Below are 19,824 nucleotides of genomic sequence, written 5' to 3'. Positions count from 1 at the left end.
TTGTTATTTGGCAGCGATTTGCACGAGATTGGAGATCATGCGTGTGGCGCTGGCCATGTCTTGCACCGAGATCCACTCCAGTGGGCCGTGGATTTCCATCATGCCGGTGTAGAGGTTCGGGCAAGGCACGCCCAATTCCGTGAGGCGGGAGCCGTCGGTGCCGCCACGAATGGGCACGGACTCGGGATCAAAGCCTTCGGTGCGGATGGCCTCACGCGCAAGGTCCACCGGCGTCATGTCGTTTTCGAGCCAGTAGCGCATGTTGCGGTATTGCTTGCTGATCTCGCCGGTCACTTTGGAGCCAGGGAAATCCGCTTCGGCCTTGGCGCAGGCGGCTTGCAGGCGGGCGGCTTGTGCCTCGAGGTCGTCCATTTCGAAGGCGCGTAAAATGAAGCGCAGGGTGACTTCGCTGCTGCCGCCTTCCTGGGCGTAGATGTGGGTGAAGCTTTCGCGGCCGGAGGTGGTTTCCGGGGTGGTGCCGGGCTCGTTTAGGTCGGAGACAATCTGTGCTGCCACATGCAGCGCGTTGGTCATTTTGTTTTTGGCATAGCCGGGATGGGCGGAGGTACCGGTGATGGTGATGACTGCGCCGTCGGCAGAGAAGGTTTCATACTCCATGGTGCCGCGTTTGGCGCCATCCAGCGTGTAGGCGAAATCGACGCCAAAGTCGGCAGGAAGGTCCGCGTGCACGCCTTTGCCTATTTCCTCATCTGGGGTGAAAGTGAGGCGCACTTTGCCGTGTTTCAGGTCCGGCGTCGTGAGCAGATGCTCGGCCATGGTCATGATGATCGCCACCCCGGCTTTGTCATCGGCGCCCAGGAGCGTTAGGCCAGAGGCGGTGATGATGTCTTCGCCTACTTTGCCTTCGAGGTAGGCAGACGTTGACGGGTTCAGGACCAGATCCGGGTTGTCGGGGTAGGTGATGTCGCTGCCGTCCCAATTGGCAATAACGCGGGGTTTCACGCCGGTGGCGTTGAACTGTGGTGCGGTGTCGACATGGGCGCAGAAGCCAATGGTGGGGGCATCTTCCACGGTGGCAGGCACCGTGGCGAGGACCACGCCGTAGGAGGTCAGCTCCACATCTGACGCACCAATGCGTTCGAGTTCCGCAACCAGATGGCGGGAGACGTCGAGCTGGATGTCTGTGGATGGGATGCTGGTGGAATGCTCATCAGACTGGCTGTCGATGGCGCAATAGGTGACCAGGCGGTCCGTGAGTTTCTGGTTGAACTGATTTGAGTCGGTCATGTCGGGTCTCGCTGAATGATCGTTCACTTGTGCATGACATTGGGAGAAGTTTGCGGCGGTGTAAAGCGCAGGTGGCGGGAGGGAGCGCATAAAAAGAGGCCGCCGAAAGGGCGACCTCTGTGATCTATCGGGTGTCTGTGACTTAGAACGGGATTTCGTCGTCCATGTCTCGGCTTGGGGCTGGGCCGCCCTGGTTGCCGCCACCGCCGCCACCGAAGTTGCCGCCGCCGCCTTGGTCATAACCGCCGCCGTAGCCGCCACCGCCTTGGTCGAAGCCGCCGCCACCGCCACCAAAGCCGCCGCCGTCACCACCGCCGGAGCGGCCGTCGAGCATTGTCAGTACGCCGTCAAAGCCCTGCAACACCACTTCGGTGGAGTAGCGGTCCTGGCCGGACTGGTCCTGCCATTTGCGGGTTTGCAGCTTGCCTTCGACGTAGACTTTGGAGCCTTTGCGCAGGTATTGCTCGGCGATGCGTACGAGGCCTTCCTGGAAGATGGCCACGGAGTGCCATTCGGTTTTCTCGCGACGCTCGCCGGTGTTGCGGTCTTTCCAGGTTTCAGAGGTGGCGATGCGCAGGTTGCAGACCTTGCCGCCATTCTGGAAGGAGCGCACCTCGGGGTCGCGGCCCAGGTTGCCAATAAGGATTACTTTGTTCACCGATCCGGCCATGCGCCTATGTCTCCCACGGATTCTTTCTCTCGATTTGGGGCACCATACACCACTGCGGGGGCTGAATGGGAAGCGGTTTCTTGTGGATAACCTGCGGTGAAAATCCCGCAGGGCGCGCGGGAATTTGCCAAGCACGGTTCTGTGGTCTGGAAAATTGCCTACAATTTGGTTAAGAAAGCCGCAAAAGCAGGGTGGAGCAGGCGCAGATGGCGCGCAGGATTTTGGGACTGGTGATTGGATTGGCCTTGGTTGCTGGGCCAGTGGCGGCGCAGAGCCTGTCGACCAAATCCAATGCGCGGTTGTTTAAGAACCAGACAAAAGTGCTCGATGGACGTGCGTCAGAGCAGTATCGCAATTCCGTGCGGTTGAAACCCAAGCCGATTTACACGCCGTCCAAATGGGGCAACGGCAGCTATCAGGGCAAATACCGAGGGCCGTATCTGGCGATGGCGCAGGAGGCGGCGTTGCTCCATGGCGTGCCGGTGGATCTGTTCCTGAAGCTGGTGCAGCAGGAAAGCAATTGGAATGCGACGGCCAAGTCCCACAAAGGGGCCTTGGGTCTGGCGCAGTTGATGCCGCAGACCGCGCGGTTGTTGCGGGTGGATCCGATGGATCCGCAGCAGAACCTGGAAGGTGGGGCGCGGTATTTGAAGCAGCAGTACCAGAAGTTTGGCAGCTGGCGGTTGGCCTTGGCGGCCTATAACGCTGGGCCGGGCGCGGTGGAGAAATATGGTGGCGTGCCGCCCTATGCCGAGACTCGCAATTATGTGCGGGTGATCTGGGGCGGATAACCTCTCACGTTCATGAGGACCTTAGGCGCGGGCCTGTTTGCGGACCTGGCTAGGCGCGGCGCCAAAGTGTTGCTGGCAGAAGCGCGTGAAATAGGCGGCGCTGCCAAACCCTAGAGAATCAGCCACACGATTGATCGGCAGGTCGCTGTCCAAAAGCAGGCTGCGGGCGCGGTGCTGGGTCATTTGTGAGAGCATTTCTGCAGCAGTAAGCCCGGCCGCTTGGCGGCAGACGCGGGTTAGGTGCGTCGGTGTGATGTCGAGTTGGTCCGCATACCAGGCCATGGGGTGGCCATGGGTGTATTCGGCAGCAAGTATGTCACAGAAGCGGCGCACAATCCGCTCAGACGCACGGGTTGGCGGGGGCGGGCCAGCTTCCTGAAGGTCGCGGCGTAGGGCGACGGAGAGCAGGCGGGCGTGGGCGTTCAAGGCTTCGGCCATGAACGGGCGTTGGTCATGCAGCTCGCGGCGCAACGCGTCTAGGATGGCGGTGAACTCCGCTTGTTCGGTGCCGTCTTGCAAGCGCAGATGTTGTGCACGATCTGGCAGGGTGACACGGCCGTCGTCCGGGATCAGCATGGCGAGGCCCTGCACCTGAAGGCCAAGTTCAAAAGCGAGCAGTTTGCCCGCAGGGACAAAGATCGCGTTGTGGGCGCCAAAGCCGCGCCGCAGGCCATGCAGCAGAACCCGACCCTGGCCCCGTGTGGTCCAGAGCAGGATGTGGTGCGTGCGCACGTGCAATTGTTCCAACAACCAAGGCGCGCCTTTGGTCAGACCGGCAAGGGTTTCTACACGAATTTGCGGTAAAGGCTGATCGGGCACGATGGGCCGCAGCGCAGGTTTCGGCTCAACAGGCGCGGTTGGCTTGCGCGCAGGTGCGGCCATGCCTCCCATGCCCGGTTTGGTCATAAATGACGGGATATGTAAATTTTTATCAGCCATCTTGCAGCTGATTAAGCGCAGGATGTGCGATTCGAGCAAGTGGGGTCTCTGCGCCTTTTGTCACAAACTGACAAAAACCCGCGCGGGTTAGAGACTTTCTGGCGTGTAGTGATGCCAGGTTTTCATTTTGGAGCGGAACCAGGTGCGTTGGCGCTTGGCAAACTGGCGTGTCGCGATTGTGGCCTGTTCTCGAGCGGTTTCCAGATCAATTTCGCCACGCAGATGGGCGATGAGTTCCGGCGCGCCGATGGCTTTGGCGGAGAGATGGGTTGGATCGTAGGTGGCGAGATTGGCTTCGGCTTCCTCCAGCGCGCCTTGTTCCAGCATCAGGTCAAAGCGGCGGGCAATGCGGTTGTTGATCCAGTCCTTGGGCACATCAAACACAATTGGCAATGTATCAGACTGCGGCAGGAGCGGGGGGGGCGTGTTGTCTTGCCAGTCCGCCAAGGGTTTACCGGTTGCGGTGAGCACTTCCCAAGCGCGTTGCACGCGCATCGGGTTCTGGCAATCAATACGGGCAGCTGTTTTGGCGTCGAGTTCCGCCAGCAGGGTTTCAAAACCTTCTTTGGCAACGCGGGCGTTTGCCTCTTCGCGCAGCGCCGGGGGCGTGGCGGGAATTTCGGCCAAACCTTGCGTCAGCGCAGTGAAATACAGCCCTGTGCCGCCAACAATGATCGGGCGGGGGCCACCTTTCAAAAGCGGCGCAACCTCGCGCAGCCAATGACCCACGGAATAATCTGCGTCATAGGGAACATGGCCGTAAAGCAGGTGCGGCGCGGCGGCTTCGTCTTCTTCCGGCGGTCGGGCCGTGAGCACGCGCCAGTTGTCAAACACCTGAATCGCATCGGCGTTGATGATGACGCCGCCTTGCGCCTGTGCAATCTGCAAAGCGAGGGCACTTTTGCCGCTGGCGGTGGGGCCTGCGATCAGAACCGGTTGGTCCGGGGCGATGGGCGGCAGCTGTGACATGAGAGAGACCTGACTTTGCGCTTACTTTTGTCGGTTATCCCCAACTCTCGCATTGAACCTGCGCGCGTTTTCCGACATTTTGCGGCCAATCCTAAAACGATGCGCAGATGGAGTGCAACATGAGCGACGACACCGTCCCCGCCGACGCAACCTTTAACCGTGTGATGTTGAAGATTTCGGGGGAGGCGTTGATGGGAGATCAGGGCTATGGCCTGCATCCGCCCACAATTGAGCGTATCGCCAAGGAAGTGAAATCTGTACACGACATGGGCGTCGAGATCTGCATGGTGATCGGCGGCGGCAATGTGTTCCGCGGCTTGTCCGGGGCAGCTCAAGGGATGGAACGCACCACGGCCGACTACATGGGCATGTTGGCGACCGTGATGAACGCGCTGGCGATGCAGAGCGCGTTGGAGGGGCTGGGCGTGTTCACCCGTGTGATCAGCGCGATCCGCATGGATGAGGTGGCCGAGCCGTATATTCGCCGCCGCGCGGTGCGTCACCTTGAGAAAAAGCGTGTGTGTATCTTTGCAGCAGGGACTGGCAACCCGTATTTCACCACCGATACTGCCGCGACCTTGCGCGCCAATGAGATGGCCTGTGAGGCGATCTTTATGGGCAAAAACGGTGTGGATGGCATCTACGACAAAGACCCGGCCGAGCGTGACGACGCGGTGCGCTATGACGAGATCACCTATGATGAGGTGCTGGCCAAGCGTCTGCGGGTGATGGATGCGAGCGCGATTGCGCTGGCACGGGACAACAACCTGCCGCTGATTGTGTTCCCATTGGATGAGCCGGGTGGGTTCAAAGGCATTCTCGCCGGCAAGGGCACCTATACAAAGGTTGTCTAAGACGCACAGCGAAGAGATTTGCAGCGGAGGTCCTTTGGGGCCTCCGTTTTTTTGTTGGGCTAAAGGCTGGTTGCTGGCTCGTCCCGCAAGCTCCGTCCGTAGGCCAGACGATAGGCCAAGGCCACGCCTCCAGCGCCGCCGATGACGTTGCCTGCGAGCACAGGCAAGAGGTTTGCAACAAACGCGCCAGAAGACACAGGTGCTCCGGCAAGCGCGCCAGCCGGAATCAGGTAAAGATTGGCAATGGAGTGTTCCAGGCCGATTGCCACAAATGCGGCCACGGGCCAAACAATAGACAAGATCATGCCCATGGCAGTTCGGGCAGACACAGCCAGCCAGACGGCTAAGCATACCAAAGCGTTGCACAGGATGCCTCGGCAAAACGCTTCAAAAGGAGACAATGCAATTTTTGCATTGGAGATGGCTGCGGCGCGCTGTCCAAGGGCGCCGTCCAAAAGCCCGGCACCATAAACAAGTGAAACGATCGCGGCACATCCAATGGCGTTGCCAAGCAAGACAATTGCCCAGTTGCGCAGCAACGCCTGGGAGGTAATGCGTTTGTCGACGTAGGCCATGACAATCATGGTGTTGCCGGTAAAGAGCTCTGCGCCGCCGACCACGACCAAGATAAGCCCGAGCGAAAACGCCACGCCGCCCATGAGCGTAATGCCACCATTTAAATCCGCGAATCCGGATGTGGTTTGCGTATAAAACAAGGCCCCCAATGAGATAAAAACGCCGCCAAGAACCGAAAGCGTGATCAGTGGTGCCAGTGGCATTTCTGCTTTGGCAATGCCGGAAAGTCTGATCAGTCGGGTGATCTCTGCGGGCTTGTGGGCGTCTAGTCCAGTGGGGGTCACTTGCGTCATGTTCGGTCCTGTCGTGTCGCGCGTTGCAGAATTCTTACTAAAACACTCTGGTAATGAAAATTCCGAAAGCGACGTCTCAAAAGCTTTTCCCGGTGCGCGATTGAGGATTGGTTGTGCGGCAAAACCAAAGGGATCAGGGCTTCACCGAAGCCTGCCTGTGCTATACAAGTTGAACACAATAGCCTAAGAGCTTTGTCAGCAGAACATGAGAGACTGAAAGAGCAGCAATGTCTGAAGATTTTGAACTCGATACCGACGATCTGACCCGCCGCATGGATGGCGCTATGGGCGCGTTGAAAACAGAATTTGCCTCGCTGCGCACAGGCCGTGCCTCAGCCAACATGCTGGAGCCGGTGATGGTGGATGCTTATGGCTCCAAGACACCAATCAACCAGGTTGGGACAGTGAACGTGCCAGAACCACGTATGGTGACCATCAATGTGTGGGACAAAACGCTGGTGAGCGCGGTTGAGAAAGCGATCATGAATTCCGGTCTTGGCATCAACCCACAGACCAACGGCACCATTGTGATGCTGCCGATTCCTGAGTTGAACGAAGAGCGCCGGACCGAGTTGGCGCGGGTGGCGGCTCAATATGCCGAGCACGCCCGTGTGGCCGTGCGCAACGTGCGTCGTGATGGTATGGACAGCATCAAGAAAGCCAAAGGCGATGGTATGTCTGAGGACGACCAGAAGCTTTGGGAAGCTGAAGTTCAGGAAATGACCGACAGCTATATCAAGCAGATCGATGGCGCGCTTGAGAACAAGCAATCCGAGATCATGCAGGTCTGATCAAAATGGGTGAAGAAATTCCCGCGACCGGCCCTCGGCATGTGGCCATTATTATGGATGGCAATGGCCGCTGGGCGCAGGCGCGCGGTCGCCCGCGGTTATTTGGGCACCACGCCGGAGCCAAGCGCGTCAAGGAGATTGTGCGCGCTTGCAAGCCTTTGGGCGTGGAATATCTGACGATTTTTGGGTTCTCGACCGAGAACTGGAAGCGTACCCAGGCGGAAGTTGCGGGTTTGATGAGCCTGTTCCGCCAGTACATTCGCAAAGAGGCCCGTGGGCTGAAAGCGGAAGGGGTGCGGGTGCGGTTCATCGGCGATCGTCCGCGTTTGGACGAAAAGCTGCGCGCCTTGATGGATGAGCTGGAAGAGCTTACCGCCGACAACGATGGCGTGAACCTGACCATTGCGTTGAACTACGGTGGGCGTGATGAGGTGGCGCGAGCGACCCAGCGGTTGGCGCAGGATGTGGCGGATGGCACGCTCAAGCCCGAAGATGTGGGTGAGGAGACACTGCCCAAGTATTTGGACACCCATGTGTTGCCGGATCCGGACTTGGTCATCCGGACCAGCGGGGAAGCGCGGATTTCCAACTTCCTTCTATGGCAGTCAGCTTATGCTGAATATGAGTTTATCGACACCCTGTGGCCGGACTTCTCCAAAGAAGAGTTCCGTAAGCTGGTGGACGCCTATGCCAAACGCGACCGTCGGTTTGGCGCGGTGACAGTATGAGCGGTACGGCTAGCAAGTGGGGCGATTTGCTGCCCCGAACCCTGTCAGCAGTGGTGCTGCTTGGCGTGGGCGGATTGGCGATCTGGCAGGGTGGTTTCCTGTTTCACGAATTTGTTGTGATTATTTGTGGCGGCATGGTCTGGGAGTTGACCCGGATGCTGTCCGGTGGTGATCAAAAAGTGTCACTCTGCATGGGCGCTTTGGCGGCTGTGGTGTTGGCATTGACCGACTTTGTGCCGGGGCAAGCGATCCTGCCAATGCTACTGGCGGTGCCGCTGGCGGGTGCGGGGCAACTTAAGAAAGATCGTGCGATTTATGTCGCTTACGCGGCGGGGTTGATGTTGGCCTGCTATGGCTTGATTGTTTTGCGCGATGTGCGTGGCGCCTATTGGGTGCTGTGGCTGGTGGCCGTTGTGGTGGCGACCGATGTGGCTGGCTACTTTGCTGGTCGCCTGATTGGCGGCCCGAAATTTTGGCCTAAGGTCAGCCCCAAGAAGACGTGGTCTGGCACCATGGCGGGCTGGGTGGCTGCAGGTTGTGTCGGCATGGCATTTGGTGGGACACCGCTGATCATTCTGTCGGTCCTGACGGCGTTTGCTTCGCAGATGGGCGATGCGGCGGAAAGCGCGATCAAGCGCCACACCGGCATCAAAGACAGTTCCAATCTGATCCCCGGCCATGGCGGCTTGCTTGATCGGTTTGATGCGATGTTGGGCGCGGCACTTCTGGTGTTGGTGCTGGGCGCGGTACTGGGGCTGCCAGCGACATAACGGATGTCTTGTGGGGAGGCCGGTTTTGCGGCTTTCACCATCACATTGCCGCAAGAATGCCGAAATGACCCTTGATACGGTACGAGAAACCGACCATCTGGCCCGAAAGGCGGCCGGACTGGTCATGCAAAACTTGGCATAACGCCCCAAAAAGAGGACGTGCATTTGGATATTTCATCGCTGATTTCGGGAATTGGCGGCGGCGGGTTGACCGTGCTGTGGTTTGTTGTTGCGCTGTCGATCATTGTCGCGATCCATGAATATGGGCACTACATCGTCGGCCGCTGGAGCGGGATTGGTGCGGATGTGTTCAGCCTAGGCTTTGGGCCGGTGATCTATTCGCGCTATGACAAACGCGGCACCAAATGGCAGATCGCAGCGATTCCGCTGGGCGGATATGTGAAGTTCAAGGGCGACGCCAATGCCGCGAGCGGCAAAGACGGCGAAGCCATGGAAGGGATGACCGACGAAGAACGTCGTCATACCATGCACGGCGCGCCCTTGTGGGCGCGGGCGGCGACGGTGCTGGCGGGGCCGGTGTTCAACTTCATCCTGTCGATCATCATTTTCACCGGCGTGATGATGTTCAACGGCCAGATTGGCAGCAAGCTGATTGTGGGTGAGATCTGGGATCTGCCGGATGCACCTTATGAGCTGCAGCAGGGCGATGTAGTCACTGCGATAGCAGGAACAGCCATTCCATCGTTTGATGATCCGGAAGCCTTTGATGCCTTTGCCAAGGCAATGCCAAAGGAGGCGGTATTGACCTATACCGTTGAGCGCGGCGGCGAAACACTGGACGTGTCCGGGCCGTTCTTGTACCCACCGATGGTTCAGTCTTTGGCGCCACGGTCCGCCGCTTACAATGCGGGTCTTGAAGTTGGTGATGTGTTCACCGCGATTGATGGCACACCGATTGTGGCGTTCTCCCAGCTCAAAGAAGCTGTGGAAGGCGGGGAAGGGCGCACGATGGCGCTGACAGTGGATCGCGCGGGCACGGTGGATCAGTTTGACCTGACGCCGCGCCGCGTGGACGAGCCGCAGGCAGATGGCGGCTTTGTGACCCATTGGCGTATTGGGATTGGTGGTGGTCTGGCCTTTGAACCCGCGACTGAGACATTGCCTGTTGGTGAAGCGTTTTTGGCTGGTGTGCGCCAGACTGGTCGCATCATGGAAGGCTCTGTGAGTGGGTTGTACCACATGATCACAGGTGCGATCAGCAGCTGTAACCTGTCTGGTCCAGTCGGTATTGCGCAAACGTCCAGTGCGATGGCAAGTCAAGGCGCGCAGAGTTTCATTTGGTTTATTGCTGTACTCTCTACCGCGATCGGATTGTTGAACCTGTTCCCGATCCCGATGCTGGATGGCGGACACCTTGTGTTCTACGCTTATGAGGCGGTGACCGGGAAGCCTCCGGCGGACGGTGTGCTACGTATCCTGATGACGGCGGGTTTGGTGCTGGTGCTGAGCATGATGGTGTTTGGTCTGACCAACGACTTGTTCTGTCCGTAAACTGCAAAATGGGCGTGGGGTTCGCTCCGCGCCCAATTTTCGCCCAATTCTCCGGCTATGGTTAGCAGGTAGGTAGGAATTGGGTTTGGAACTATGCATACAATCGAAGATGGATACCGCGCGCTTGGCCTGTTGATTGACATCAACTGGGAGCGTTTGTTGTTTCCGACAGCAATCATCGCCGGGTTGTCACTTGGCGCCTATATCGGCACGATGATGTTGAACGGTGGTCTGCAGTAAGGCCAATCTGACTGGCGGAGGTCTGCGCACTACATTGTGTGGTGTTGACAGGCCAAGCCGCTAGGGATGCTGATGCAACGCAGTCCGATTCTCTGTGTTTTAAGGCCAATGCTGTTTTGACATCAGCCCTCAGACCCGATAGTCACAATCCAACTGGGATGTACTGCGGAGTTTGGGAATGACCAAACAATCGAGGGCTTTGGCGATCGCCAAAGACGGGGGAGAGGTGCAGAAGCGGCGCCTCTTAACGGCGTTTTTCTTCACAATATTTGCGGTCTTGGTGGCGTTGCCTACCTTTGGTCTCGCACAGACGTATAACTTCAGCTCCATTCGGGTTGAAGGAAACCAACGGATCGAATCTGCTGCCGTGGCCAACTATGCGGCGATTCCGCGGGGCACGGTGGTGACGGCGGGACAGGTAAACGCCGCATATCAGCGTGTGCTGGGCAGTGGTGTGTTTGAGGAAGTTGAACTTGTGCCAAGCGGTAGCACGCTGGTGATCAAGGTCAAAGAATATCCAACCATCAACCGCATCAGCTTTGAGGGCAACAAGCGCTTGAAAGACGAAGCGCTGCAGCAACTGGTTGAATCGCAATCCCGTCGCGTTCTGAACCCAACCGTAGCCGAGCGCGATGCGGCGCGGATCACGCAGGCCTATTCCGAGCAAGGCCGACTGGCTGCGCGTGTGAACACCCGTATCATCCGCCGAAGCGACAACCGTGCGGATCTGATTTTTGAAGTGTTTGAAGGCGGCACTGTAGAAATTGAGCGGATTGGCTTTGTGGGCAACCGCAACTTCAGCGACAACCGTCTGCGCCGGGTCTTGGCCACCAAACAGGCCGGTATCCTGCGGGCGTTCTTCAAGCAAGACACATTTGTGAACGACCGGATCGAATTCGACAAACAGGTGTTGCGCGATTTCTACCTGTCGCGAGGCTACGTCGATTTCCGGACACTGGGCGTGAACGCTGAGCTTTCGCGAGAGCGCGATGGGTATTTCCTGACCTTCAACATTGAAGAGGGCCAGCAGTTCAGATTTGGCAATATCACTGCGACCAGTGAAATTGATGGCGTGGATGCGCAAGAGTATTTGGAGACGCTGCGTTTGAAGCCGGGTGTGGTGTACTCGCCCACCTTGGTTGAGAACTCGATTTCCCGTATGGAGCGCTATGGCCTGAAGCAAGGGCAGGACTTCCTGCGGGTTGATCCACGCATTTCGCGCAATGATCGTGATCTGACCTTGGATGTGGAATTTGCCATCAGCAAAGGTCCGAAGATTTTTGTTGAGCGTATTGATATTGAAGGCAACACAACCACCCTGGACAAGGTGATCCGGAACCAGTTCCGCATTGCGGAAGGGGACCCGTTCAATCCGCGTGAAATCCGCGAAAGTGCAGAGCGCATCCGTGCGCTTGGTTTCTTTACTGTGGCGGATGTGAATGCGCGCGAGGGCAGCACCCCAAGCCAGGTGATTGTGGATGTGGATGTTGAGGAACAACCTACGGGGTCGCTTGCTCTTGGTGGTACGTATTCGACCAACGACGGGATTGGACTTGTCGTACGGTTCAATGAAGCCAACTTCCTTGGCCGTGGACAGAGCTTTGGCCTGTCGTTCTCGACGTCCTCGGATATTAAGGACTACAGCCTGTCCTTTGCGGAGCCGGCCTTCTTGGGCCGTAACCTGACAGCAGGGTTTGGATTCTTTTACAAAGAGTTTGAGCCCAGCGAGGCGCGTTTTACCAACACTGTTGGTGAATTGTCTCCTTACCTTGGTTTTGAGCTGGGCGAGTATTCCAACATGCAGCTCCGTTACAAGCTGGAGCGTTCCGGTATGGAAGTGCCGTCGGGCAACGCGATCCCGGGTTCTATCATCGACAACGAAGCGGCGCGTGGCGAAATCTGGAAAAGCTCTGTAGGCTACACTTATCGCTTTGATACTCGCCGCGGCGGGCTTGATCCCACACGCGGGTATCTCGTAGAATTTGGCCAGGACTTTGGTGGTCTGGGCGGGGACTATACCTTTGTGTCTACCACGGCACGGGCGGTGGCAGAGGCGAAAGTCTGGAGTGAGGAAGTGACACTGCGGGCGACGTTGCAAGGTGGTGCTCTGTATTCGCCGGATGGCGACAGCCGCATTGATGACCGCTATATTGTGACCAACCGCAACATTCGGGGGTTTGAGCCCTATGGTATCGGGCCGCGGGAGCGTGGCATTGATGCCAGTGGCAACGAGTTTGATGATGCGCTTGGCGGTAAATATTATGCTTCTGCGCGGTTTGAAGCGGAGTTCCCGCTGGGCTTGCCGGAAGAACTCGGTATCACCGGCGGTCTGTTCTACGACGTGGGCTCGCTTTGGGGATTGGACAATACCAGCGGCCGTGGCCAAATCTTTTACGAAGACTTCTCCCTGCGTCATGTGATTGGGGCGTCGATTTTCTGGACCACGCCAATCGGGCCTCTGCGCTTTAACTTCACCAAAGCGTTGCAGAAAGAAGAGTTCGATGTCGATCAGAGCTTTGACTTCACTATCAGTGCGCAGTTCTGATCTGTCATGCTGCGGACCACACTTCGCATAACAGTTTTGGCCGGGGCGCTTATGAGCGCCCCGTTTGCCTTTGCCCAAGAGCGGGTATTGCCGCAGTCACCCGTTCTGACTGTGGACAGCGACATGATGTTCAGTCAGTCGCAGTTTGGTGTGCGCGTGGCGCAGGAATTGGCAGCGGAGGAATCTGTCCTTTTGGCTGAAAACAGGCGCATTCAGGCGGAACTAACAGCGGAAGAGAAAGCGCTTACTGAGAAGCGTGGCGAAATGGATGCGGATGCATTTCGTGCGGTGGCCGAGGCGTTTGATGCGCGGGTCGTTCAAATCCGTAAGGAGCAGGATGCCAAGGCGGCCAACATCGAGCAGCGCAGGCAGCGCGAGCAGGAAGCGTTTATCCGTGTTGCCAGCCCGATTTTGACAACTCTTATGCGTGATGCTGGCGCCAGTGTGATCCTGGAGCGACGCGACGTTCTGCTAGGCGATCCGGCGGTGGATATCACGTCTTTTGCTATTGAAAGACTGAACGAGACCTTGGGTGCGGGGCGCCCAAAAGATGTGGTGCCGGAAGACGAGTAACCTCGATCGAAGGCGGGCTTTTGCCTGAAATCCTAAGCCATTGGGGGCAGTCGAGTGCTTGCTCCTCGGAGCACAGGTTGTTAGGGCTAGGATCAAAGTCTTAGGCCGCATGAGGAGCAAAAAATGTCTGAAGATCTCAAAAGCGCCGATATCGAATTGATCCAGCGGCTCATTCCACATCGCTATCCTTTCCTGCTGGTCGACAAGGTCGTCGATATCGACGGATATCAATCGGCCAAAGGCATTAAGATGGTCACCATGAACGAGCCGCATTTTCAGGGCCACTTCCCGAAAAAGCCGATCATGCCGGGCGTGACCATTGTTGAAGCCATGGCGCAGACTTCTGCCATCATGGTGGGCGTGGCGCTGGATTTGGCGGACAAAGACCTGCTGGTCTACTTCATGGGCATCGACAAATGTAAGTTCCGCCGCATGGTTGTCCCCGGCGATGTGCTTGAGATGAAAGTAGAGACCACCCGCGGGAAGCCGGGTGGTAAGGTCTGGAAATTTGCAGGCACTGCGACGGTTGACGGTGAGGTGGCTTGTGAAGTTGAATTCACCGCAATGATGGACCTGCCTAAGGAGTAAGGCTGATGGCAGTTTCTGCACAGGCAGAGGTGCATGCCTCCGCGGTGATTGAAGACGGCGCGGTTGTTTCTGACGGCTGTGTTGTTGGCCCGTTTTGCGTGGTGGGGCCGCAGGTGGTGCTGCACAAAGGCGTTGAGCTGAAATCTCACGTGGTGGTGACTGGCGATACGGAAATCGGCGCGGACACAGTGGTGTTCAGCTTTGCCGTGATCGGCGAGGTGCCACAGGACCTGAAATTTGGCGGTGAGAAGACCAAGCTTATCATCGGCGCGCGCAACCGAATTCGTGAGCATGTCACGATGAACAGCGGCACCGAAGGCGGTGGCGGCATCACACGCGTGGGGGACGACGGTTTGTTCATGGCGGGGTGTCACATCGCCCATGATGCGCAGATCGGCAATAACGTGATTGTGGTAAACTCGGCTGCTGTGGCCGGACACTGTGTCATTGAAGATGATGTGATCATCGGCGGGCTGTGTGGCATTCACCAATGGGTGCGTATTGGCCGTGGCGCCATCATTGGCGCGGTCAGCATGGTGACAAATGACGTGATCCCCTATGGGTTGGTGCAAGGGCCGCGCGGCGAGTTGGACGGGTTGAACCTGGTTGGACTCAAGCGTCGTGGTGTGGCTCGTTCTGACATCACGGCTTTGCGGGCCGCGTTTCAGATGCTGGCGCAGGGCGAAGGCGCGTTTCAGGCGCGGGCCAAGCGTTTGGGCGAAGAAACTGACAGTGACTATGTGCAAGAGATTGTGGCCTTTATCATGGGCGACACGGACCGTTCCTTCCTGACACCGAGGTAATTCCATGAGCCGACTGGCTATTCTCTGTGGCGGCGGCAGCTTGCCAGTGGCGTTGGCTGCGGCGCACGCGGATGCGATGTGCGTGGTGTTTGAAGGCGTGGCGCATGACATGTCCGGCGAGGTCCACACCCATCGGTTTGAGAAGATGGGTGGGCTGTTTGAGGCTTTGAAATCCGGTGGCGTGACGCGCCTGGTGATGGCGGGCGGTTTGGGCCGCCCGGCGCTGAACCCCGCGGAGTTTGACGCCGGGATGATGGCGATTGCGCCACGCTTGTTGCCTGCGTTGCAAGGCGGGGATGATGCGATCTTGCGGTTGATCATTGCGGTGTTCGAGGAACAGGGCTTTGAAGTTGTGGGCGCGCATGAGCTGCTCGAGGGGCTAACGGCGGAGGAAGGTCTGCTGGCTGGCCCGGAGCCGTCCGAGCAAGCTTTGCAGGATGCCAGTCGCGCCGCCGATATTCTGTTGGCGCTGTCGCCGCTGGACGTGGGGCAGGGTGCTGTTGTGGCGGCAGGGCTCGCGTTGGGTATTGAGACTTTGCAAGGCACGGACGCTATGTTGCGGTTTGTGGCGGAGACGCCAGACCATTTGCGACGCGGCAAAGGTGTGTTTTTGAAGGCGCCAAAGCGGGGTCAGGACCTGCGGGTTGATATGCCGGCGATTGGGCCAGGCACCGTGCGGGCCGCGGCCAAAGCCGGCTTAGAAGGCATTGTGGTCTCTGCTGCACGTGTGGTTGTGCTCGATCGGCCCAAGACCTTGGCTGCGCTGGAAGAGACTGGGCTGTTCCTACTATCACGGGTGATCTGATGAAGGTGTTTCTGGTCGCAGGCGAGTTGTCGGGCGACCGACTTGGCGGGGCGCTTATGCAAGGGCTGCGCCAATTGGTGCCGGACGTAGAGTTCGCCGGAGTAGGCGGGCCGCTGATGGCTGCGCAGGGGCTTGAGAGCCTGTTTCCGATGGATGAGTTGAGCGTGATGGGCATTGCCGAGGTGCTGCCCAAATATCGTCATTTGGTGAAACGCATGCATCAGACGGCGGAGGCGGCGTTGGACTGGCAGCCGGATGTGATGGTCACCATTGACAGCCCGGATTTTTGCCTGCGCGTGGCGCGGGAAGTGAAGGCCAAGAGTGACCTTCGCTGTGTGCATTATGTGGCCCCGTCGGTTTGGGCGTGGCGGCCCAAGCGGGCTGAGAAAATGGCCAAGCATGTGGATCATGTTCTGGCGCTGTTGCCGTTTGAGCCGCCTTACATGGAGGCCGTTGGCCTGCGGTGTGATTTTGTTGGGCACCCGGTGGTGACGGAACCTGTGGCAAGTGAGGCCGAGGTTGCGGATTTCCGCCAGAGACATGGCATAGGTGATGCGCCTTTGTTGTTGGCTTTGCCGGGTTCGCGGCGGGGCGAAGTTGGTCGGCTGACGCCGACGTTTGGCGAGGTGGTTGCGCGGTTGCTGCGCCAGAAGCCGGACCTGAAGGTGGTCGTCCCGGCGGCTGCGCCTGTGGCGGATCTTGTGAAAGAGCTGGTGGCGGACTGGAAAGTCGCGCCCATTGTGCTGGACCCCAATGAGATGGATGCTGACACAGCGCAGGCGGAAAAACGCGCGGCGTTTAAGGCGGCGGATGTGGCTTTGGCCGCCTCTGGCACGGTGTCGCTAGAGTTGGCGGCCAGCGACACGCCCATGGTCATTGGCTATGACATGAACTGGATCAGTTGGCAGATCATGAGCCGCATGGCGCTGATTGATACGGTGACGTTGGCCAATCTGGTGGCGGAAAGCCGGACCGTTCCGGAGTTCTTGGGCCCCGCGTTTCAAGCTGAAGAGATTGCGCCAGCCCTTCTGCGGGTTTTGGAAGATGCGACGGAGCAGCGTGAGGCAATGTCACTGACCATGGAGCGACTGGGGCGGGGGCAGGAGTTCCCTGGTGTGCGTGCGGCGCGGGCTGTGCTGGACGGGCTAAAAAAATGATAGATGAGTTTGGCATTGCGCTGTCAGCAGTGACGGCGCATTTGGCCACCAATCTGGACAACCTGGCGATCATGGTTGGCTTGATCCTGACCGTGGGACAACTGCGCACGGTCAGTGGCTATCTGATCGCGCAGGGTATCATGCTGGCGGCGGCTGTGTTTGTATCTGCCGGGCTCGAAACCGGTTTGCCGCATCAGGTGGGCTACCTTGGATTTATTCCCATTGGGTTGGGCGTCTATGCGTTGGTCGCGCGGTTCTTGGGCAAAGAGAGTTCGGCTGCAGAGCAGGTGTCTAAGTCGCACGTACTCGCGATTGTCGCGCTGTTTTTGAGCGTGTCTTTTGACAGCTTTGCGGTGTTTACGCCGTTGCTGGCAGACTCCGGGCCAAGTTACACGCTGCCGATCCTGCTTGGGGCAGGGACTTCTGCGGTTGGGTTGGCCTTTGGGGGCGCGGCCTTGGCTGCGATGGCACCAGCCAAAGTGTCCCGCATTGAGCGGCTGGAGTGGCTGGCGCCTTATGTGATGATTGCGATTGGGCTTTATGTGGTGATCAACACCGGCACGGACATCACGTGAAGGCGGCGCGGGTTAGTAGCCGCGCCAGATCCAGCCGCCGCCGTAAATGCGGGAGCTTTCGTTGTCATAAAACACGCAGGCTTGTCCCGGGGACACACCTTCTTCAGGGGTGAGCAGTTCCACCTCAGCTGTATCAGGCCCGGTGGGACGGATAATGGCTTCGCGTGGCGGACGTGTAGAGCGCACTTTCACAGCCATGTGCCATTCTTTCCGGGTTTCGAAAGGCTCATCCCCGAGCCAATTGATTTCGCGCACCGGCACAATGCGGGTCGACAACATTTCTTTGGGGCCAACGATGACCTGCTTTTTGTCCACATCGAGCTTCACCACATAAAGCGGCGTGCTGAGCCCACCGATACCGAGGCCACGGCGTTGGCCGATGGTGTAGTGGATCACGCCATTATGTTGGCCAAGTACTTTGCCGTCCGGATCGACAATGTCGCCGGGTTCCGCCGCACCTGGGCGCAGTTTTTCAATCACGCTGGCGTAATCCCCATTGGGCACAAAGCAGATGTCCTGACTGTCCGGCTTGTCCGCCACGGCAAGGCCGTACTCCGCCGCCAAAGCGCGGGTAGCGTCTTTGTTTGGCAGGTGGCCCAGCGGGAAGCGCAGATAGTCAAGCTGCTCGGGGGTGGTGGAGAACAGGAAATAGCTTTGATCACGACGGGCATCAGCAGCCGAGTGCAACTCCGCGCCGTTGTCGCCTACTTTGCGCTGAATGTAATGGCCGGTGGCCATACAGTCCGCATCCAGGTCTTTGGCGGTTTCCAGGAGATCCTTGAATTTCACCCGTTCGTTGCAGCGGATGCAAGGTACGGGTGTCGCCCCGCCAAGATAGCTGTCGGCAAATTCATCGATCACGGCATCCTGGAAGATATTTTCGTAATCCAGAACGTAATGCGGGAAGCCTTTTTCCTCGGCCACGCGGCGGGCGTCATGGATGTCGATGCCCGCACAGCAGGCGCCTTTTTTGGCCAAGGCCGCACCGTGGTCGTAGAGTTGCAGGGTTACGCCAACCACATCGTAGCCTTCGTCCGCCAGTTGGGCGGCGACCACGGAACTGTCGACGCCGCCGGACATGGCGACGACCACACGGGTCTCAGACGGTGGCTTGGCAAAACCGAGCGAATTAAGGGGCGTGTCGCCATCAAGCGGCATGTTGAGTCTCTCCGGGTCAGAAGTCCACGAGAATATAGGAAAATCTTAGATACTCTCAAGAGGCGCTTTAGGGCCTCGTTAAGTCCCTTAGGCGAATATTTCCTCACCAAGAGGATGAGCGAGATGTTTCTGAAAAAAGTGGAAGGCCCAAGATGCGTGACTCTGTCTGATGGACAGGTGATGACGCGTGCCGACTTGCCCCCAGCCAAGACCAAGCGATGGGTGGCATCCCGCAAAGCAGCCGTGGTGCGCGGCGTGGCCTATGGCCTAATTACCAAGCGGGAAGCCCTTGAAATGTATAGTTTAAGTGAAGATGAATTTAATGAGTGGGTGACTGCCGTGTCGACCCATGGAACCGAGGCGTTAAAAGCGACAGCCGTTCAAAAATATCGCTAAATCTAGCAATCTCTGTTAACCTTCCTAAATCGGTAACCAGTCGTTAACCTTTAATCGTTAAGGTTAACGACAGTAACCCTCCAATGTAAGGAAGCCGAACCAATGAGAGTGCTGCTGGTCGAAGACGATCCTACAACATCCAAAAGCATCGAAATGATGCTGACCCATGCCAACCTGAATGTCTATGCCACCGATCTGGGTGAAGAGGGCATCGATCTGGCGAAGCTTTACGACTACGACCTTATTTTGCTGGACCTTGGCTTGCCGGATATGACCGGTCACGAGGTTCTGCGTCAGCTGCGTACCTCGCGTATCGACACCCCAATCCTGATCCTGTCGGGCGCCGATGACACCGAAAGCAAGCTGAAAGGCTTTGGCTACGGTGCCGACGATTACCTGACCAAACCGTTCCACCGCGAAGAGCTGGTGGCGCGGATTCACGCCATTATCCGCCGTTCCAAAGGTCACTCTCAGTCGGTTATTAAGACCGGCCAGATTAACGTGAACCTGGACGCGAAGACTGTTGAGGTTGAAGGCAAGCCTGTGCACTTGACCGGCAAAGAGTACCAGATGCTCGAGCTGCTGTCCCTGCGCAAGGGCACCACGCTGACCAAAGAGATGTTCCTGAACCACCTGTATGGCGGCATGGATGAGCCGGAGCTGAAAATCATCGACGTCTTTATTTGTAAGCTGCGCAAGAAGCTTTCTGAGGCGACCGGTGGTGAGAACTACATCGAGACCGTCTGGGGCCGTGGCTACGTGCTGCGCGATCCGGAACCGGTTGCTGGTTCGGACGATCAGGTGGCGATGCGCGCCTAAGGCGCGGCGACCTCTGGACGTTGA

22 protein-coding genes are annotated in these 19,824 nt (G+C 58.1%); 16 read left to right on the top strand and 6 right to left on the bottom strand.

Features of this window, described 5'->3' with window-relative positions; translation table 11 throughout:
• Positions 1 to 3: 3 nt before the first annotated feature.
• On the bottom strand, positions 4 to 1,248 hold the full coding sequence (gene pepT, locus MK208_RS01990) for a peptidase T (protein WP_294113371.1): 1,245 nt from the start codon (positions 1,246 to 1,248) through the stop codon (positions 4 to 6).
• A 142-nt stretch (positions 1,249 to 1,390) separates the two neighbouring features.
• A complete protein-coding gene (gene ssb / locus MK208_RS01985; RefSeq protein ID WP_294113370.1) occupies positions 1,391 to 1,918 on the bottom strand; it encodes a single-stranded DNA-binding protein in 528 nt (175 codons plus the stop codon).
• A gap of 206 nt (positions 1,919 to 2,124) precedes the next feature.
• Here ssb and MK208_RS01980 point away from each other — a divergent pair, with 206 nt between their 5' ends.
• Positions 2,125 to 2,709 carry a lytic transglycosylase domain-containing protein gene (locus tag MK208_RS01980; protein ID WP_294113368.1) on the top strand — a complete coding sequence of 195 codons (585 nt, stop codon included), beginning with the start codon at positions 2,125 to 2,127 and terminating at the stop codon, positions 2,707 to 2,709.
• A gap of 21 nt (positions 2,710 to 2,730) precedes the next feature.
• Here MK208_RS01980 and MK208_RS01975 read toward each other — a convergent pair whose 3' ends face one another.
• Both MK208_RS01975 and miaA read right to left on the bottom strand, forming a co-directional pair.
• On the bottom strand, positions 2,731 to 3,648 hold the full coding sequence (locus MK208_RS01975; RefSeq protein ID WP_294113366.1) for an AraC family transcriptional regulator: 918 nt from the start codon (positions 3,646 to 3,648) through the stop codon (positions 2,731 to 2,733).
• A gap of 87 nt (positions 3,649 to 3,735) precedes the next feature.
• On the bottom strand, positions 3,736 to 4,617 hold the full coding sequence (gene miaA / locus MK208_RS01970) for a tRNA (adenosine(37)-N6)-dimethylallyltransferase MiaA (protein WP_294113365.1): 882 nt from the start codon (positions 4,615 to 4,617) through the stop codon (positions 3,736 to 3,738).
• A 119-nt stretch (positions 4,618 to 4,736) separates the two neighbouring features.
• Between miaA and pyrH the strand changes: the two genes are divergently transcribed.
• Positions 4,737 to 5,471: a UMP kinase gene (gene pyrH, locus MK208_RS01965; protein ID WP_294113363.1), complete on the top strand. Its 735-nt coding sequence runs from the start codon at positions 4,737 to 4,739 to the stop codon at positions 5,469 to 5,471.
• A 59-nt stretch (positions 5,472 to 5,530) separates the two neighbouring features.
• Here pyrH and MK208_RS01960 read toward each other — a convergent pair whose 3' ends face one another.
• Positions 5,531 to 6,340, bottom strand: a complete 810-nt coding sequence (locus tag MK208_RS01960; RefSeq protein ID WP_294113362.1) for a formate/nitrite transporter family protein — start codon at positions 6,338 to 6,340, stop codon at positions 5,531 to 5,533.
• A 227-nt stretch (positions 6,341 to 6,567) separates the two neighbouring features.
• Here MK208_RS01960 and frr point away from each other — a divergent pair, with 227 nt between their 5' ends.
• The 12 genes from frr (at position 6,568) to MK208_RS01900 (ending at position 17,427) form a co-directional block, all read left to right on the top strand.
• On the top strand, positions 6,568 to 7,131 hold the full coding sequence (gene frr / locus MK208_RS01955; RefSeq protein ID WP_294113360.1) for a ribosome recycling factor: 564 nt from the start codon (positions 6,568 to 6,570) through the stop codon (positions 7,129 to 7,131).
• Between the two features lie 5 nt (positions 7,132 to 7,136).
• A complete protein-coding gene (locus MK208_RS01950) occupies positions 7,137 to 7,859 on the top strand; it encodes an isoprenyl transferase (protein ID WP_294113359.1) in 723 nt (240 codons plus the stop codon).
• A complete protein-coding gene (locus MK208_RS01945) occupies positions 7,856 to 8,629 on the top strand; it encodes a phosphatidate cytidylyltransferase (protein ID WP_294113357.1) in 774 nt (257 codons plus the stop codon). Before MK208_RS01950 ends, MK208_RS01945 begins: the two co-directional genes overlap by 4 nt.
• Positions 8,630 to 8,794: 165 nt before the next feature.
• Positions 8,795 to 10,141 (top strand): RIP metalloprotease RseP, encoded by a 1,347-nt coding sequence (gene rseP / locus MK208_RS01940; protein ID WP_294114090.1) that lies wholly within the window; start codon positions 8,795 to 8,797, stop codon positions 10,139 to 10,141.
• Positions 10,142 to 10,234: 93 nt separating this feature from the next.
• Positions 10,235 to 10,381 carry a hypothetical protein gene (locus tag MK208_RS01935; protein WP_294113353.1) on the top strand — a complete coding sequence of 49 codons (147 nt, stop codon included), beginning with the start codon at positions 10,235 to 10,237 and terminating at the stop codon, positions 10,379 to 10,381.
• A gap of 178 nt (positions 10,382 to 10,559) precedes the next feature.
• The gene (bamA, locus tag MK208_RS01930) at positions 10,560 to 12,926 is read left to right on the top strand and encodes an outer membrane protein assembly factor BamA (RefSeq protein WP_294113351.1); all 2,367 of its coding nucleotides are present in this window, start codon (positions 10,560 to 10,562) and stop codon (positions 12,924 to 12,926) included.
• A gap of 6 nt (positions 12,927 to 12,932) precedes the next feature.
• Positions 12,933 to 13,499 carry an OmpH family outer membrane protein gene (locus MK208_RS01925; protein WP_294113350.1) on the top strand — a complete coding sequence of 189 codons (567 nt, stop codon included), beginning with the start codon at positions 12,933 to 12,935 and terminating at the stop codon, positions 13,497 to 13,499.
• A gap of 123 nt (positions 13,500 to 13,622) precedes the next feature.
• Entirely contained in the window at positions 13,623 to 14,087 is a 465-nt protein-coding gene (gene fabZ / locus MK208_RS01920; RefSeq protein WP_294113348.1) for a 3-hydroxyacyl-ACP dehydratase FabZ, read from the top strand.
• 5 nt (positions 14,088 to 14,092) lie between these two features.
• The gene (gene lpxA / locus MK208_RS01915) at positions 14,093 to 14,890 is read left to right on the top strand and encodes an acyl-ACP--UDP-N-acetylglucosamine O-acyltransferase (protein ID WP_294113347.1); all 798 of its coding nucleotides are present in this window, start codon (positions 14,093 to 14,095) and stop codon (positions 14,888 to 14,890) included.
• Positions 14,891 to 14,894: 4 nt separating this feature from the next.
• Complete coding sequence (lpxI, locus tag MK208_RS01910) at positions 14,895 to 15,695, top strand: UDP-2,3-diacylglucosamine diphosphatase LpxI (protein ID WP_294113346.1); 801 nt, start codon at positions 14,895 to 14,897, stop codon at positions 15,693 to 15,695.
• Complete coding sequence (gene lpxB / locus MK208_RS01905; protein WP_294113345.1) at positions 15,695 to 16,852, top strand: lipid-A-disaccharide synthase; 1,158 nt, start codon at positions 15,695 to 15,697, stop codon at positions 16,850 to 16,852. The genes lpxI and lpxB overlap by 1 nt, the downstream gene beginning before the upstream one ends.
• Positions 16,849 to 17,427 (top strand): cadmium resistance transporter, encoded by a 579-nt coding sequence (locus MK208_RS01900; protein WP_294113344.1) that lies wholly within the window; start codon positions 16,849 to 16,851, stop codon positions 17,425 to 17,427. Before lpxB ends, MK208_RS01900 begins: the two co-directional genes overlap by 4 nt.
• Before the next feature lie 12 nt (positions 17,428 to 17,439).
• On the opposite strand, the gene mnmA is transcribed toward MK208_RS01900, so the two are convergent.
• A complete protein-coding gene (gene mnmA / locus MK208_RS01895; RefSeq protein WP_294113343.1) occupies positions 17,440 to 18,585 on the bottom strand; it encodes a tRNA 2-thiouridine(34) synthase MnmA in 1,146 nt (381 codons plus the stop codon).
• Positions 18,586 to 18,708: 123 nt separating this feature from the next.
• Between mnmA and MK208_RS01890 the strand changes: the two genes are divergently transcribed.
• The gene (locus tag MK208_RS01890) at positions 18,709 to 18,981 is read left to right on the top strand and encodes a DUF1153 domain-containing protein (RefSeq protein WP_294113342.1); all 273 of its coding nucleotides are present in this window, start codon (positions 18,709 to 18,711) and stop codon (positions 18,979 to 18,981) included.
• Positions 18,982 to 19,083: 102 nt separating this feature from the next.
• Positions 19,084 to 19,800 (top strand): response regulator transcription factor CtrA, encoded by a 717-nt coding sequence (ctrA, locus tag MK208_RS01885; protein WP_294113340.1) that lies wholly within the window; start codon positions 19,084 to 19,086, stop codon positions 19,798 to 19,800.
• Positions 19,801 to 19,824 lie beyond the last annotated feature (24 nt).

Source organism: Shimia sp., assembly GCF_022448905.1.
GTDB lineage: Bacteria > Pseudomonadota > Alphaproteobacteria > Rhodobacterales > Rhodobacteraceae > Shimia.
This window is presented reverse-complemented; position numbering and strand designations above follow the sequence as displayed.

Coding starts and splice junctions, on each gene's coding strand:
- pyrH (WP_294113363.1), top strand. CDS start 4,737: ATGAGCGACGACACCGTCCCCGCCGACGCAACCTTTAACCGTGTGATG.
- mnmA (WP_294113343.1), bottom strand. CDS start 18,585: ATGCCGCTTGATGGCGACACGCCCCTTAATTCGCTCGGTTTTGCCAAG.
- MK208_RS01945 (WP_294113357.1), top strand. CDS start 7,856: ATGAGCGGTACGGCTAGCAAGTGGGGCGATTTGCTGCCCCGAACCCTG.
- ctrA (WP_294113340.1), top strand. CDS start 19,084: ATGAGAGTGCTGCTGGTCGAAGACGATCCTACAACATCCAAAAGCATC.
- ssb (WP_294113370.1), bottom strand. CDS start 1,918: ATGGCCGGATCGGTGAACAAAGTAATCCTTATTGGCAACCTGGGCCGC.
- frr (WP_294113360.1), top strand. CDS start 6,568: ATGTCTGAAGATTTTGAACTCGATACCGACGATCTGACCCGCCGCATG.
- MK208_RS01960 (WP_294113362.1), bottom strand. CDS start 6,340: ATGACGCAAGTGACCCCCACTGGACTAGACGCCCACAAGCCCGCAGAG.
- lpxB (WP_294113345.1), top strand. CDS start 15,695: ATGAAGGTGTTTCTGGTCGCAGGCGAGTTGTCGGGCGACCGACTTGGC.
- bamA (WP_294113351.1), top strand. CDS start 10,560: ATGACCAAACAATCGAGGGCTTTGGCGATCGCCAAAGACGGGGGAGAG.
- fabZ (WP_294113348.1), top strand. CDS start 13,623: ATGTCTGAAGATCTCAAAAGCGCCGATATCGAATTGATCCAGCGGCTC.
- MK208_RS01980 (WP_294113368.1), top strand. CDS start 2,125: ATGGCGCGCAGGATTTTGGGACTGGTGATTGGATTGGCCTTGGTTGCT.
- MK208_RS01890 (WP_294113342.1), top strand. CDS start 18,709: ATGTTTCTGAAAAAAGTGGAAGGCCCAAGATGCGTGACTCTGTCTGAT.
- MK208_RS01935 (WP_294113353.1), top strand. CDS start 10,235: ATGCATACAATCGAAGATGGATACCGCGCGCTTGGCCTGTTGATTGAC.
- lpxI (WP_294113346.1), top strand. CDS start 14,895: ATGAGCCGACTGGCTATTCTCTGTGGCGGCGGCAGCTTGCCAGTGGCG.
- MK208_RS01900 (WP_294113344.1), top strand. CDS start 16,849: ATGATAGATGAGTTTGGCATTGCGCTGTCAGCAGTGACGGCGCATTTG.
- MK208_RS01975 (WP_294113366.1), bottom strand. CDS start 3,648: ATGGCTGATAAAAATTTACATATCCCGTCATTTATGACCAAACCGGGC.
- MK208_RS01925 (WP_294113350.1), top strand. CDS start 12,933: ATGCTGCGGACCACACTTCGCATAACAGTTTTGGCCGGGGCGCTTATG.
- pepT (WP_294113371.1), bottom strand. CDS start 1,248: ATGACCGACTCAAATCAGTTCAACCAGAAACTCACGGACCGCCTGGTC.
- lpxA (WP_294113347.1), top strand. CDS start 14,093: ATGGCAGTTTCTGCACAGGCAGAGGTGCATGCCTCCGCGGTGATTGAA.
- miaA (WP_294113365.1), bottom strand. CDS start 4,617: ATGTCACAGCTGCCGCCCATCGCCCCGGACCAACCGGTTCTGATCGCA.
- MK208_RS01950 (WP_294113359.1), top strand. CDS start 7,137: ATGGGTGAAGAAATTCCCGCGACCGGCCCTCGGCATGTGGCCATTATT.